The following is a 14,459-nucleotide window of genomic DNA, read 5'->3' as shown; positions in this document are numbered from 1 at the left end:
AAGCGAATGAAGAGAGTAAGATGAAAGAAGCTATAATTGAGTGGAAGGATTTCTCTTTCCAGTATGAAACGCAACAAGAACCGACCTTGCAAGGAGTGGACTTGACTATTTATAAGGGAGAGAAAGTCTTAATTGTTGGCCCATCTGGGTCAGGCAAGTCTACCTTGGGGCAGTGTTTGAATGGAATTATTCCCAATATTTACAAGGGTCAGATGTCTGGAGAATTTTTGATCAAGGGGCAAGCAGCCTTTGATATGAGCATCTACGATAAATCTCATCTGGTCAGTACAGTTTTGCAGGATACAGATGGGCAGTTTATCGGCTTGTCTGTGGCAGAGGACTTGGCTTTTGCTCTAGAAAATGATGTAACAGGTCTAGAAGAGATGAAAAGCCGTGTTCATAAATGGGCTGAAAAGCTGGATCTTATTTCTTTACTGTCTCAGCGTCCTCAGGATTTGTCAGGTGGACAAAAGCAGCGGGTCAGTCTGGCTGGTGTCTTGATTGATGAGAGTCCGATTCTCTTGTTTGATGAGCCACTCGCCAATCTGGATCCCCAGTCAGGTCAGGATATTATCGAATTGATTGATCAGATTCATAAGGAAGAGGGGACGACGACTCTTATTATCGAGCACCGTTTGGAGGATGTTCTGCATCGCCCTGTGGATCGGATTGTCTTGATCAATGATGGTCGTATTCTCTTTAATGGGAGCCCTGACCAGCTACTGGCGACTGATTTATTGACCCAAAATGGAATTCGAGAACCCCTTTATCTAACGACTCTCCGTCAACTGGGTGTGGATTTAGCCAAGGAAGAACAATTAGCAGATCTGGATAACATGTCTATCCCAAAAGGTCAGGTTCAGTTGCGGACGGAACTGGTAAAAGAAACCCCAGAATTGCAGTCACTCTTTAGACTAGAGGACGTGTCGTTTTCTTATGATGATAGACCGATTTTAAAATCCATTCATTTAGATATTAAAAAGGGTGAAAAGATTGCCATTGTCGGGAAAAATGGAGCAGGGAAATCAACCCTAGCCAAGGCCATAAGTAGCTTTATCCATACGGAAGGTCGCTATCTGTGGGAAGGGCAGGATATCAAAGGAGATTCTGTTGCAGAGCGGGCGGAACGAGTAGGCTATGTGCTGCAAAATCCTAATCAAATGATTTCAACTAATATGATTTTTGATGAGGTGGCTCTGGGACTTCGTTTGCGAGGTGTGGATGAGCAGGAAATTGAAACGAGAGTCTATGAAACCTTGAAAATCTGTGGTCTCTATGAATTCCGTAATTGGCCTATTTCTGCCCTGTCATTTGGTCAGAAAAAACGTGTGACAATTGCTTCGATTTTGGTCTTAGGAGCTGAAATTATCCTCTTAGATGAACCGACAGCAGGTCAAGACCAGAAGAACTATACTGAGATTATGGAATTTCTCGAAGAGTTGCATCAAAAAGGGCATACCATTGTCATGATTACCCATGATATGCAATTGATGCTGGATTATTCAGACCGGGCCCTTGTCATGGTGGATGGGGAGCTGATTGCCGATACTGATCCAGCCAGTCTGTTGAGCAATCCTGAGCTGTTAGTAAAAGCCAATCTAAAAGAAACTTCTATCTTCAACTTGGCTAAGAAACTAGACGTGGATCCACTTGCTTTAACGGCATTTTACAAAGAAAGGAGAGAAGGATGCAAGCTAAATTAATCGGTTACCAGCATAGAGATACTGTGATTCATCGCTTGTCAGGCGCTGGTAAACTCCTCTTTTTCATTCTCGTATCATTGGCGGCCATGATTAGCTATGATACCAGACTACTTGTTCTGATTGCTATCTTTTCGGTTTTTCTCCTCTATTTGTCAGAAATCCGTTTTAAAGATGTTTCCTTTGTAGCCGTTTTTGCGACGGTATTTGCCGTTTTAAACGTCTTGATGGTCTATCTCTTTTCTCCCGAGTATGGGGTTGGACTTTACGGAGAGAGGAGTGTGATTTGGCAGGGAATCGGTGCCTACACTCTGACCAGTCAAGAGCTTTTTTATCTGCTAAATTTGGCCATTAAGTACCTTTGTACTATTCCTCTGGCTATTATCTTTTTGATGACAACTCATCCTAGTCAGTTTGCTTCTAGTTTAAATCAAATTGGTGTGCCTTACAAGATTGCCTATTCAGTCAGCCTGACCTTGCGCTATATTCCAGATTTGCAGGAAGAATTCTTTACTATCAAGATGTCTCAGGAGGCGCGTGGGATGGAATTATCCAAGAAAGCTTCTCTTATGCAACGAATCAAAGGCAATCTGCGCATTATTACTCCCTTGATTTTTAGCTCGTTAGAACGTATTGATACCATCGCGACTGCCATGGAGCTTCGACGCTTTGGGAAAGAGAAAAAACGCACTTGGTATAGTTATCAGGCCTTGAAAAAAGGAGACTATCTTACCTTGCTCTTGGCAGCCTTGTTTTTAGTAGCTAGTTTACTACTTATCTTGCAGAATCACGGACGATTTTACAACCCTTGGAAATAGCTTGAAAAAATTGAAAAAATCAAGTCGTTTCTATTGACAATGATTCTGAAAGTGTTATACTAAGAAAGTAGTTTCGCTGATTTACTTCAAACCTGTTGTGAGGTAAGTTAACGATGCCTTAACCACGCTGTTTGCTGAGCTTGACTCCGGGCAGTGTGGCTATTTTTTTGCAATGGTGAAAGGAAGCAAGTCATGACAAATCACATTGTATTATTTGAACCTCAAATTCCACAAAATACAGGCAATATCGCGCGTACTTGCGCTGCGACCAATTCTCCCCTCCATATCATCAAGCCAATGGGCTTTCCTATTGATGACCGCAAGATGAAGCGAGCTGGGTTGGATTATTGGGATAAACTAGAGATTTATTTTTACGAGAGTTTGGAGGATTTCATGTCTCAGATGAAGGGCAAACTCTATCTGATTTCGAAATTCGCGGAAAAAGTCTATTCTGAGGTGGATTTATCGACTGATGAAGACCATTATTTTCTCTTTGGACGTGAAGACAAGGGTTTGCCTGAGGACTTTATGCGCGAACATCCTGAGAAAGCTCTCCGTATTCCTATGAATGATGAACATGTCCGCAGTCTCAATGTGTCTAATACCGTCTGCATGATTGTCTACGAAGCCCTCCGCCAGCAGAACTTTGCAGGTCTTGAGCTCATTCATACCTATGAAGTGGATAAATTGAAATAAAAAATGAAAATGAAAATGAACAAAATGCTTGCGCTTGCAAGCGTTTTTTGTTATGATAAAAGAGTCTTCAGGGCAGGGTGTGATTCCCGACCGGCGGTGACTTTAACTAGGAAATGATCTTTTCCTTCTCTTTAAAGAAGTCCGCGAGCGCAAGCTGATGTGGTGAGATTCCACAACCGACAGTATAGTCTGGATGGGAGAAGACGAAAGAATAGCTTTGTCTGTTCTGATAGATTTATAGCTAAATTGTAACCGTTTGCTCAATAGAGTGCGAGGGAACTTTGGGGTATAAAAAGTGAGAATAGATAGGGGAATCCTTTCTAACTTCTTCTGATTTTATAGAAAATTGGAGGAACCTGTTATGACAAACACACGTCGACTTTCGACCATTGCGATTCTATCAGCCATCTCATTTGTGCTGATGTACTTTGACTTTCCGCTTTTGCCAGCGGCGTCCTTCCTCAAGATCGAATTTAGTATCTTGCCAGTCCTTGTGGGTCTGGTGGTCATGGATTTGCCTGCTGCTCTAGGAATTCTCTTGCTTCGCTCACTCTTGAAATTGCTTCTTAATAGTCAAGGAGTGAATACTTACATTGGTTTGCCGATGAATATCGTAGCTTTGGGAGTTTTTGTCATCGTATTTGCTTTGATTTGGAAAAAGGAACGGACAACTCTTCGTTTCCTACTAGGCTCTCTAGCTGGGACTATTGGTTTAACCGTGGCTATGTTGGTTCTCAACTATGTTTATGCTGTTCCTTTGTACGCTAAGTTTGCTAACTTTGATATTGGAAAAATTTTGGGACTTTCCAACTACCTAATGACCATGGTATTACCTTTTAACTTGATTGAGGGTGTAATCTTTTCCGTTTCATTCTGGTTGTTGTATGTTCTCTTGAAACCAACCTTAAAACATTATGAGAGATAAACAAACATTTTTAATGAAGGGCAGTTTTGCCCTTTTACTTTTCGTTATTCTTGGCTACATGGTCAAATTTTACCCTGAAACGCTGGTCGGTTTTGACCAACCGATACAGACTGCCGTTCGAGGAGACTTGCCAGATTACTTGACTATTCTTTTCAGGGCCATCACACGCTTGATTGATATCCCAGTGATTATTACTTGGGTTGTCATTACAGCTTTTGTCTTTTATCGTAAGCGGTGGAAGATAGAAAGTTTCTTCATGCTGGGAAATCTGGCTTTGGCAGGTCTTTTAATCGTGACCTTTAAAAATATTTACCAGCGCCCACGACCAGCTATTTTACACTTGGTTGAGGAGAAGGGATTTTCCTTTCCAAGTGGCCATTCTCTGGCTGTAACCTTGATGGTCGGTTCTCTGATTGTCATTCTCAGTCAACGGATGAAAGATCCAGTCTGGAGAAAAATCGTGCAAATCGTCCTTGTTATCTACCTAGTCAGTGTGTTGGTATCAAGGGTCTATCTGGGAGTTCATTACCCATCAGACGTTCTTGCCAGTCTCTGTGTGGGCTTGGGAGTATTGTTTATCGAATTTCCCTTCTATGACAAGCTCCGCTTCCAATGGCGATTTAAAGGCAAGCAGAAGTGACTATCAAATTCCTTTGAGGAGAAAGAAATGAAAGTCAATATAGCAGATCTTCATCCGACTCAACTATACTTATCAGAAAAGAAGTTGCAAGATATTCAGATGCTTTACCAGTCGGCAGAAACAATCCAAGTCGATCCAATCAGTATTCTTGCCTTTGGAGATTGCTTGTTGATTACAGATGGGCATCACAGGGCTTATCAGGCTTTATTGGCAGGTCGGGATACGATTTCTGCTGAGTGGGATAGAGATGGTGGTGATGAACTATATCATCTCTATGCGCAAGCCTGCGAAGAAAGAAAAATTTACTCTGTTCTGGATTTAAAAAATCATATCTTAGCTCAAGATGAGTATGAAGCAAAATGGTATAACTGGTGTGATGGTTTTAATCAAGCAGCAACTCTTTTGTTGAAAAGGAAAGCAGATGAAACAGACCCTACAAATAGATAATTCACTGCGTCTTGTTCCTTATTATAAGGTCAATCATTGTGAAGAAGCTCTTGCTTGGTATCAGGATGTGAACTTGGTTCACCTCGTAGATGGGGTGAAGCTTCCTTATAGTCAAGAAACTTTGGAAGCCATGTATTCCTATTTGGATCAGCATGGTGAGCTTTTTTGGATTGAAGTCAAGGAGAAGGGTGAATGGTTTCCAATTGGGGATGTTACACTATCTCAGGACAATCTCCCCATTGTGATTGGAAATCCCGCTTACCAACATCGAGGACTTGGAAAAAAGATCCTAAGTACTTTGATTGAATTGGCTCGAGTAAAAGGATGGAAAGAATTGAGAGTCAAGGAAATCTACACTTACAATCATGTATCTAGGCGCTGTTTCAAGTCGCTTGGATTTATGGAAAATGGAGCAACAGAAAAAGGAACGAGTTTTGTATTGAAATTAGTCTAATCTAACTTGTTTTTTAACTAAAAATCTGATAAACTAAGTAGTAATTGAATAGAAATCCGCAAGACTAGTAACTCAAGGGAAGTATATCAGGGAGGAGAGCCGTGACTGCAAGCTCTTTATATGAAAGCTGGGTGAATTCACTTGCGCATGGATTTAGAAATGAAGGTCTGACTTGTCAGATGAAAACGGATGGTACCGCGTGTCAACGCTCCGAGTGGAGTTTTTGGCATGTGGTTTTCTTTTTATCTACGAGCGACTGATGGAGGAATTATGTCAACTATTGAAGAACAATTAAAAGCGCTTCGTGAAGAAACGCTGGCTAGCTTGAAGCAGATTACTGCTGAAAATGAAAAAGAGATGCAAGATTTGCGTGTCTCTGTCCTTGGTAAAAAGGGATCGCTCACTGAAATCCTCAAAGGGATGAAAGATGTCTCTGCTGAGATGCGTCCGATTATCGGGAAACATGTCAATGAAGCGCGTGATGTCTTGACAGCAGCTTTTGAAGAAACTGCTAAGCTTTTGGAAGAAAAGAAAGTTGCAGCTCAATTAGCAAGTGAGAGTATCGATGTGACCCTTCCAGGTCGTCCAGTTGCGACTGGTCACCGCCACGTCCTCACACAAACCAGTGAAGAAATCGAAGATATCTTCATCGGTATGGGTTACCAAGTCGTGGATGGTTTTGAAGTGGAGCAAGACTACTATAACTTTGAGCGTATGAACCTTCCCAAAGACCACCCAGCTCGCGATATGCAGGATACTTTCTATATCACTGAAGAAATCTTGCTCCGTACCCACACGTCTCCAGTTCAGGCGCGTGCTATGGATGCCCATGATTTTTCTAAAGGTCCTTTGAAGATGATCTCGCCAGGGCGTGTGTTCCGTCGTGATACGGACGATGCGACTCACAGTCACCAGTTCCACCAAATCGAAGGCTTGGTTGTTGGGAAGAACATTTCTATGGCAGATCTTCAAGGAACCCTGCAGTTGATTGTCCAAAAAATGTTCGGTGAAGAGCGTCAAATCCGTCTGCGTCCATCCTACTTCCCATTCACAGAGCCATCTGTTGAGGTGGATGTTTCTTGCTTCAAGTGTGGTGGAGAAGGCTGTAACGTATGTAAGAAAACAGGTTGGATCGAAATTATGGGGGCCGGTATGGTTCACCCACGTGTCCTTGAAATGAGTGGTATCGATGCGACAGTTTACTCTGGATTTGCCTTTGGTCTTGGTCAAGAGCGTGTAGCTATGCTCCGTTACGGAATCAACGATATCCGTGGATTCTACCAAGGAGATGTCCGCTTCTCAGAACAGTTTAAATAAGATTGAAACATGTAATACAGTCCTAGTCAGGTAAATGGTAAGGGCTGACTCGAAGAAAAAGAAAGGAATTGAAAAGGTCTTACTTGGTGGGATCTTACAATCAGAATTATGCTTGTATCTTATAAATGGTTAAAAGAATTGGTGGACATTGATGTGCCATCACAAGAGTTGGCTGAGAAAATGTCAACTACAGGGATCGAGGTAGAAGGTGTCGAATCACCAGCTGCTGGTCTCTCAAAAATTGTCGTCGGTGAGGTCTTGTCTTGCGAAGATGTGCCAGAAACTCACCTCCATGTTTGTCAGGTTAACGTTGGCGAAGAAGAAGCCCGTCAAATCGTCTGTGGTGCCCCAAATGTGCGTGCTGGTATCAAGGTTATGGTTGCTCTTCCAGGAGCTCGCATCGCTGACAATTACAAGATTAAAAAAGGGAAAATCCGCGGTCTTGAGTCACTTGGGATGATCTGTTCACTTGGTGAATTGGGAATTTCTGACTCTGTTGTGCCTAAGGAATTCGCAGATGGCATCCAAATCTTGCCAGAAAATGCCGTTCCAGGTGAGGAAGTCTTCTCATATCTAGACTTGGATGATGAAATCATCGAACTTTCAATTACACCTAACCGTGCGGATGCCCTTTCTATGCGTGGGGTGGCTCACGAAGTGGCAGCCATCTATGACAAGGCGGTCAACTTTAAAGAATTTACTCTTTCAGAAACTGACCAAGCTGCAGCAGATGCTCTTTCTGTGAGCATTGAGACAGACAAGGCGCCTTACTATGCAGCTCGTATCTTGGACAATGTGATCATCGCACCAAGTCCACAATGGTTGCAAAACCTTCTCATGAACGAAGGAATCCGTCCAATCAATAACGTTGTAGACGTGACAAACTACATCCTGCTCTACTTTGGTCAACCAATGCACGCCTTTGATTTGGATACCTTTGAAGGGAGTGACATCCGTGTACGTGAAGCGCGTGCTGGTGAAAAATTAGTGACTTTAGATGGTGAAGAACGTGACTTGGAAACAAATGACCTAGTCATCACTGTAGCTGACAAGCCAGTAGCTCTTGCAGGTGTCATGGGTGGAGAGGCTACAGAAATTTCTGAAAAATCTAGTCGTATCGTCCTTGAAGCTGCTGTTTTCAATGGCAAATCAATTCGTAAGACTAGTGGTCGCCTCAACCTTCGTTCTGAGTCATCTTCTCGCTTTGAAAAAGGGATCAATGTGGCAACTGTTAACGAAGCTCTTGATGCGGCAGCTAGAATGATTGTAGAGCTTGCAGGTGCGACTGTGCGTAAGGGTATCGTTTCAGCGGGTGAACTTGATACCTCTGATGTGGAAGTTTCTTCAACTCTTGCTGATGTTAACCGTGTCCTTGGTACAGAGCTTTCTTATGCTGATGTAGAAGACGTCTTCCGTCGTCTTGGTTTTGGCCTTTCTGGAAATGCAGCTAGCTTTACAGTCAGCGTACCACGTCGTCGTTGGGATATCACAATCGAGGCAGACCTTTTTGAAGAAATCGCTCGTATCTATGGTTATGACCGCTTGCCAACCAGCCTTCCAAAAGACGATGGGACAGCTGGTGAATTGACTGCAACACAAAAACTCCGCCGTCAAGTTCGTACGATTGCTGAAGGAGCAGGTTTGACAGAAATCATCACCTATGCTCTAACAACTCCTGAAAAAGCAGTTGAGTTTACGGCTCAACCAAGTAACCTTACTGAACTCATGTGGCCAATGACAGTGGACCGTTCTGTCCTCCGTCAAAATATGATTTCTGGTATCCTAGATACAGTTGCTTACAATGTGGCTCGTAAGAACAAAAACTTGGCCCTTTACGAGATTGGAAAAGTCTTTGAACAAACAGGTAATCCGAAAGAAGAACTTCCAAATGAGATCAACAGCTTTGCCTTTGCCTTGACAGGCTTGGTTGCTGAAAAAGATTTCCAAACAGCAGCAGTTCCAGTTGATTTCTTCTATGCTAAGGGAATCCTTGAAGCGCTATTTTCTCGTTTGGGACTCCAAGTAACCTATACGGCAACATCTGAAATCGCTAGCCTTCACCCAGGTCGTACAGCTGTGATTTCACTCGGCGACCAAGTTCTTGGTTTCCTTGGCCAAGTGCATCCAGTCACTGCTAAGGCCTACGATATTCCAGAAACGTATGTGGCTGAGCTTAACCTTTCAGCCATCGAAACTGCGCTTCAACCTGCTAATCCATTTGTAGAAATTACTAAATTCCCAGCAGTTAGCCGTGATGTTGCCCTTCTTCTCAAGGCAGAAGTCACTCACCAAGAAGTTGTGGACGCTATCCAAGCTGCAGGCGTAAAACGTTTGACAGATATCAAACTCTTTGACGTCTTCTCAGGCGAAAAATTGGGACTTGGTATGAAGTCAATGGCTTATAGCTTGACTTTCCAAAATCCAGAAGACAGCTTAACGGACGAAGAAGCCGCACGCTACATGGAAAAAATCCAAGCATCACTTGAAGAAAAAGTCAATGCAGAAGTGCGTTAAAGTATTAGAGTTTGAAATGAAAGTTTAGACTTGAAAATAAAAAACGAATAAAACTAGTTTTCTGGAGAGTCAGAATTCTATTTTGTTCGTTTTTTTGTGTTTGAATCTTAGGTTTTCCTAGTGTGAATGAAGCTATTCTTATATGCTTTCTTGATTTCACTTTCATAGGTTTTGAAAACTATATTGTAAGTTTAGGTCAAAATCAAAGTGAAGCTTTTCTTGATAGTCTATTCAAGAATTATCATAGTTCAAATAGATGCTTTGAAATTTAAGGATTAGCTTGTTTATAATTGTACTTTAGGGAAGTTCTAATAGAGTTTCTAATATACCCTATGATTTATAGGTTTGCGAGTTGAAACTTTATGCTCTATGAGTATTAACTTTTTTATGGTGCTTAAGATGGATGTATTGTTCCCTTCTTAAGGGAAGTTATGATTAATGTTCAAATGTTGAATAGATTGCTGGCTTATCTTGTATGTTTTCAGATGACCCAGATGTTTATTGAGAATCTAGCTTTATATTATTTAAGTCGAAATAATTGACTTATTTGTATAATAATGCTATCATTTATTTGATAAGATTAGGTGTAATGTATTCCCTTCCCTTTAGTGAAGGAGTTTATTATATCAATAATATCATTTTGATTAATGCTATAAAATTAATAATATAAAGGAGTTTTTATAGATGGAAAATAATAATTCTATGAGTCGAGTAGAGCGCTCACGTCGTGAAAAGGTAACGCGTTACTCTGTTCGAAAAGTAAGTTTTGGTGCGGCCAGTGTAGCGGTTGCAGCATTTTTCATGTTTTTGGGAAATGGAGCAGTATATGCGGCAGAGCCAAATGTAACAGCAACAGATTCTGCCTTAGCAGCTAATCCAGCAAACAATCAGTTGGATGAAAATTCTGGCAGCAGTGAGGTTACTACTCCAAAAAATGAAGAAAAGACAACTACTCCAACATCTACTGATGTAAGCGCAACATCAGTGGAGTCATCTACGGTTTCAAAAAGTCAAAAAGAAACAACTACTGCAGCACCTGCTGATGCAACTCCAGCGCCAGTAGTATCATCTACTACTTCAGCAATAGCAGAAACAGAAGAAAAGGCTACACCTGCCTTGGATAAAAAACAGCTGGAAGAATACGTAGCAGAAATTGATGCTAAATTAGCCTCAGGTAGCTATGCTACTAAGACAGATGAAAGTGTAGCAACTCTTAAAGAACATCTAGGATTAGCAAAACTTGCCCTAACAACAGCCAAAAGTCAAGACGAGTTAACAAAAGCTTATAGAAAACTCTTTATGACAGTGAACAGCGGTTTACGTAGTAAGCCTAAAGCGCAAGTGGAAAGTCCTAAACTAGATACCACAGAAGGAAAAGCGACTGTTGGTAAGAAAGCAAGCAATACTGAGAAAGCTACGGGAACTAACTCTATCGCAAACTCAGGAAAACATGATCCACGTAATGGACAAGCCCTAAATACAAATAATTCATTCCGAACAGGTGATGCAACTACAGATGAGGGTAATGATTCATCTGTTAACGAAAAGAATCTAGATGTGGTAAATCCATATTTTGAAGATAACGGAACACCTACTACAGCTGAAAAATGGAAGGTTATTAATGCTTTTGACTTGGTTGGATGGAAATTAATCAATCCTAATCAACAAAAAGTAGTTATAGCAAATGGTAAAGTAACAGAGTATGGACCATATGCTTCAGTTGTAAATCCAAATCACCCATATAGTATTCCATTGGCGCTATATAAAACAGCTAATGATCGTACGAGTAAGAGTGATAAGTTTGATGGGATATATCAAGATATTGATGTAACACCTGGACAAGAGGTTGTAATTACTCAAAATACAGATACTTTTGGACCGATTGGATCAAGAAAAAATAGAACTATATTAACAGTATCTTATCCAGAAAGAGGAAATGATATTCAAGGGAAGGTTGTTTGGAGATCGCTTGGGACAGCATATAATGGTGTAGTAACAGTACCTAAAGGGGTAACTAAACTTCGTGTACGTCTTGAGGTAGATCCAGATTCTGATGTAGATCATACAAATAATGGGAAAATTGAAATTGATGGAGAAACATACTACCTTGGAGCAATGGTATCTAATCTATCGATAACTACCGGAGCTCACGTTGTAACTAAAACACCTACTGTAACATATAACGAAGTATCACCATCAGCGACAGCAACAACTGTAAGAACTACAATTAGTGTGGAGATAGAAAATAAGGGACATGCCTCTTCGGGATCAAATAAATATCAAGTTAAGCTACCAGAGGGTGCGACTTTTGTATCATCTGAAGGTGGGACAGCACCAGGGCAGGTTAATGATGGAACATTGACAATCAATTATAAGGGGTTGAAACCTGGAGAAAAAGTTACATTAAGCTATGTAGTTGATTTACCAGCAGATAAACCAAGTTCTTCAGATTTTAAAGGTACTAACACATTCTTAACAAATACTACATATGGTGGACTAAGTGGAACTGTTGAAGGGGGGGCAAGTTTTGCTATTGTAGGAGCTAAACTCAGAAATATCCCTGTAAAAACTCAAAATGTAACAGTTAACATGTACAAAACAGACTTAGAAAATAAAGTCAATGAGATAGAAGCTCAATTAGCACAGTTAAATGAGGCCGACTATACGCCAGATAGCTGGAAAGCGATGCAAAATCAACTTGCTGAAGCTAAGGATATCCTAAACGAAGAAAAAAATAATGTTCCTGTAGCTAATCGAAAAAATCAAGCTGAAATTAACGCTAAATTAGTATTACTGGAAAAAGAAAAAGCTAAATTAGATTTAGAAAAAGTAGCTAAAAATCAACTTGCTACAATTGAAGCAGTTAATGGTTCAGTCAAAGAAGAAAAAGAAGCGGCTAAAGCAAAAGTAATTGAAGCTTTAGCAGCAGCTAAAAAAGCAGTAGACTCAGCAACAACCGAAGCTGATGTAGCAACAAAATTAGCAGAAGAAACAAACAAGATTACTCCAATACTTCCAGCAGAAGAAGTTAAGACGGCAGCTAAAAATGATATTCAAAACGTACTCGAAGAGAAGAAGACTCAAATAGCGGCTCGTGATGACCTAACTACTGAAGAAAAAGAAGCAGCTGTAAAAGAAGCAGAACGTTTAGCACAAGATGCAAAAAATAGAGTGGATGCAGCAACTACTGAAGAATCTGTGGAACGTAATAAAGACCGCGGTGAAGAAAAAGTAGAAAAAGTAGATCCAGTAGCTAAAGTCAAACCAGCGGCGAAAGCAGCCATCGATGCAGCATTAAAAGCACAAGAAAAAGCGATTGATGCAAAACCTGAATCAACAACAGAAGAAAAAGAAGCTGCAAAAGAAGAAGCTCGTGCAAAAGCAGAAGAAGCAAAAGCAGCCATCGATGCAGCAACTTCTAATGCGGACGTAACAGCAGCTAAAGAAGCAGGAGTAGGGACAATTACACCTGTAGAACCAAAAGCAGAAGTAAAACCAGCCGCAAAACAAGCGATTGAAGATGCTTATACTACAAAAGTTGCAGAAATTGAAGCTCGTCCTGAGTTAACAACAGAAGAAAAAGAAGCCGCAAAAGCAGAAGCACGTAAATTAGCAGATGCAGCCAAAGCAAATGTTGATAAAGCAAAAACAGATGATGCAGTAGCAGCAGAAGAAGAAAAAGGAACTACAAAAGTTGATAATGTAAATCCAGCAGCTAAAGCAAAACCAGCTGCCAAAGCAGCAGTAGATGCAGCATTAGCAGCAAAAGACGCAGCTATCGACGCTAATGACAAACTTTCAGATGCNGAAAAAGCAGCAGCGAAAGAAGAAGCTAAGACAGCAGCCGACGAAGCTAAGAAAGCCATCGACGCAGCTACAGACCAAGCTGGAGTAGATGCAAAAGCAGCTGAAGGAATAGCAGCAGTAGAAGCAGTTAACCCAGTAGGAAAAGAAAAAGCCAAAGCAGCAGTAGATGCAGCATTAGCAGCAAAAGACGCAGCTATCGACGCTAATGACAAACTTTCAGATGCAGAAAAAGCAGCAGCGAAAGAAGAAGCTAAGACAGCAGCCGACGAAGCTAAGAAAGCCATCGACGCAGCTACAGACCAAGCTGGAGTAGATGCAAAAGCAGCTGAAGGAATAGCAGCAGTAGAAGCAGTTAACCCAGTAGGAAAAGAAAAAGCCAAAGCAGCAGTAGATGCTAGCCAAGAAGCAACAGCACAAGCAAACGCACGTAAAGTAGCTAAAGAATTGCCAAATACAGGTACAGCAGATTCTACTGTAGCTATGGTAGCAGCTGCCGCAAGTGCATTACTTGGTCTTGGTCTTGCAGGTCGTCGTAAAGAAGACGAAGAAGCTTAATCGGTAGATTGTTTGATAAACATCGAATAATAAGTCTGATTTTCAAAGCTTAAACAAATACCTCTCATAAGAAAATCTCCTAGCAGGGAAGCCTGCTAGGAGATTTTTGTATTTCAGGAAGTTGATTGCTTGCTGATTCGTAAGCGTTCGATGTAAGTGTGTTATAATGGCTCTTTGTCAACTGTAGTGGGTTGAGAAAAGCTAGGATCTAGAAAGAACAAATTTCGTCCTTTCTTTTTTGATATTTAGAGCGATGAAAATCCTTTTTTTGAAGTTTTCAAAGTTTCGAAAACCAAATGCATTTCGTTTGATAAGTTTGATAAGATTATTAGTCGCTTCTAATTTGGCGTTGGAATAGGGTAATTGAAGGGCGTTGGCAATTTTCTCTTTATCCTTGAGGAAGGTTTTAAAGACAGTCTGAAAAAGAGGATGAATCTGCTTTAGATTGTCCTCAATGAGCCCGAAAAATTTATCGGGTTCCTTATTCTGAAAGTGAAAAAGCAAGAGTTGGTAGAGATGGTAGTGATGTTTCAAGTCTTCTGAATAGCTCAAAAGCTCTTCTGAATAGCTCAAAAGCTCGTCTAGA

The 14,459-nt window shown here is 41.0% G+C and carries 11 protein-coding genes and 1 riboswitch; of the genes, 10 read left to right on the top strand and 1 reads right to left on the bottom strand.

Annotation, left to right across the window (positions count from 1 at the left end):
* Positions 1-20 precede the first annotated feature (20 nt).
* The 10 genes from D8845_RS08390 (at position 21) to D8845_RS08345 (ending at position 13,873) form a co-directional block, all read left to right on the top strand.
* Positions 21-1,703, top strand: coding sequence for an ABC transporter ATP-binding protein (locus tag D8845_RS08390; RefSeq protein ID WP_125453134.1), 1,683 nt, complete (start codon positions 21-23; stop codon positions 1,701-1,703).
* Positions 1,688-2,518 (top strand): energy-coupling factor transporter transmembrane component T family protein, encoded by an 831-nt coding sequence (locus D8845_RS08385; protein WP_045612293.1) that lies wholly within the window; start codon positions 1,688-1,690, stop codon positions 2,516-2,518. The genes D8845_RS08390 and D8845_RS08385 overlap by 16 nt, the downstream gene beginning before the upstream one ends.
* A gap of 192 nt (positions 2,519-2,710) precedes the next feature.
* Positions 2,711-3,214 (top strand): tRNA (cytidine(34)-2'-O)-methyltransferase, encoded by a 504-nt coding sequence (locus tag D8845_RS08380; RefSeq protein ID WP_000181386.1) that lies wholly within the window; start codon positions 2,711-2,713, stop codon positions 3,212-3,214.
* 59 nt (positions 3,215-3,273) lie between these two features.
* Positions 3,274-3,423, top strand: a riboswitch (FMN riboswitch).
* A 152-nt stretch (positions 3,424-3,575) separates the two neighbouring features.
* Entirely contained in the window at positions 3,576-4,139 is a 564-nt protein-coding gene (locus D8845_RS08375; RefSeq protein WP_000185823.1) for an ECF transporter S component, read from the top strand.
* Complete coding sequence (locus tag D8845_RS08370) at positions 4,129-4,779, top strand: phosphatase PAP2 family protein (protein ID WP_125453133.1); 651 nt, start codon at positions 4,129-4,131, stop codon at positions 4,777-4,779. The genes D8845_RS08375 and D8845_RS08370 overlap by 11 nt, the downstream gene beginning before the upstream one ends.
* Before the next feature lie 27 nt (positions 4,780-4,806).
* A complete protein-coding gene (locus D8845_RS08365; protein ID WP_000867293.1) occupies positions 4,807-5,226 on the top strand; it encodes a hypothetical protein in 420 nt (139 codons plus the stop codon).
* Positions 5,227-5,230: 4 nt separating this feature from the next.
* Entirely contained in the window at positions 5,231-5,680 is a 450-nt protein-coding gene (locus tag D8845_RS08360) for a GNAT family N-acetyltransferase (RefSeq protein ID WP_185757433.1), read from the top strand.
* Between the two features lie 270 nt (positions 5,681-5,950).
* Positions 5,951-6,997, top strand: a complete 1,047-nt coding sequence (pheS, locus tag D8845_RS08355) for a phenylalanine--tRNA ligase subunit alpha (RefSeq protein WP_000103743.1) — start codon at positions 5,951-5,953, stop codon at positions 6,995-6,997.
* 108 nt (positions 6,998-7,105) lie between these two features.
* Positions 7,106-9,511 (top strand): phenylalanine--tRNA ligase subunit beta, encoded by a 2,406-nt coding sequence (gene pheT / locus D8845_RS08350; protein WP_125453132.1) that lies wholly within the window; start codon positions 7,106-7,108, stop codon positions 9,509-9,511.
* A 684-nt stretch (positions 9,512-10,195) separates the two neighbouring features.
* Positions 10,196-13,873: a SasC/FmtB family protein gene (locus tag D8845_RS08345; RefSeq protein WP_125453131.1), complete on the top strand. Its 3,678-nt coding sequence runs from the start codon at positions 10,196-10,198 to the stop codon at positions 13,871-13,873.
* A gap of 201 nt (positions 13,874-14,074) precedes the next feature.
* Here the strand turns inward: D8845_RS08345 and D8845_RS08340 are convergent.
* A partial coding sequence (locus D8845_RS08340; RefSeq protein WP_142998975.1) for a transposase occupies positions 14,075-14,459 on the bottom strand: 385 nt, incomplete at its 5' end.

The organism is Streptococcus mitis (genome assembly GCF_003942865.1).
In the GTDB taxonomy this organism is placed as follows: Bacteria; Bacillota; Bacilli; order Lactobacillales; family Streptococcaceae; genus Streptococcus; species Streptococcus mitis_BI.
This window is presented reverse-complemented; position numbering and strand designations above follow the sequence as displayed.

Excerpts from the sequence above, each read along its gene's own strand:
- D8845_RS08390 (WP_125453134.1), top strand. The coding sequence starts at position 21 with ATGAAAGAAGCTATAATTGAGTGGAAGGATTTCTCTTTCCAGTATGAA.
- D8845_RS08385 (WP_045612293.1), top strand. The coding sequence starts at position 1,688 with ATGCAAGCTAAATTAATCGGTTACCAGCATAGAGATACTGTGATTCAT.
- D8845_RS08380 (WP_000181386.1), top strand. The coding sequence starts at position 2,711 with ATGACAAATCACATTGTATTATTTGAACCTCAAATTCCACAAAATACA.
- D8845_RS08375 (WP_000185823.1), top strand. The coding sequence starts at position 3,576 with ATGACAAACACACGTCGACTTTCGACCATTGCGATTCTATCAGCCATC.
- D8845_RS08370 (WP_125453133.1), top strand. The coding sequence starts at position 4,129 with ATGAGAGATAAACAAACATTTTTAATGAAGGGCAGTTTTGCCCTTTTA.
- D8845_RS08365 (WP_000867293.1), top strand. The coding sequence starts at position 4,807 with ATGAAAGTCAATATAGCAGATCTTCATCCGACTCAACTATACTTATCA.
- pheS (WP_000103743.1), top strand. The coding sequence starts at position 5,951 with ATGTCAACTATTGAAGAACAATTAAAAGCGCTTCGTGAAGAAACGCTG.
- pheT (WP_125453132.1), top strand. The coding sequence starts at position 7,106 with ATGCTTGTATCTTATAAATGGTTAAAAGAATTGGTGGACATTGATGTG.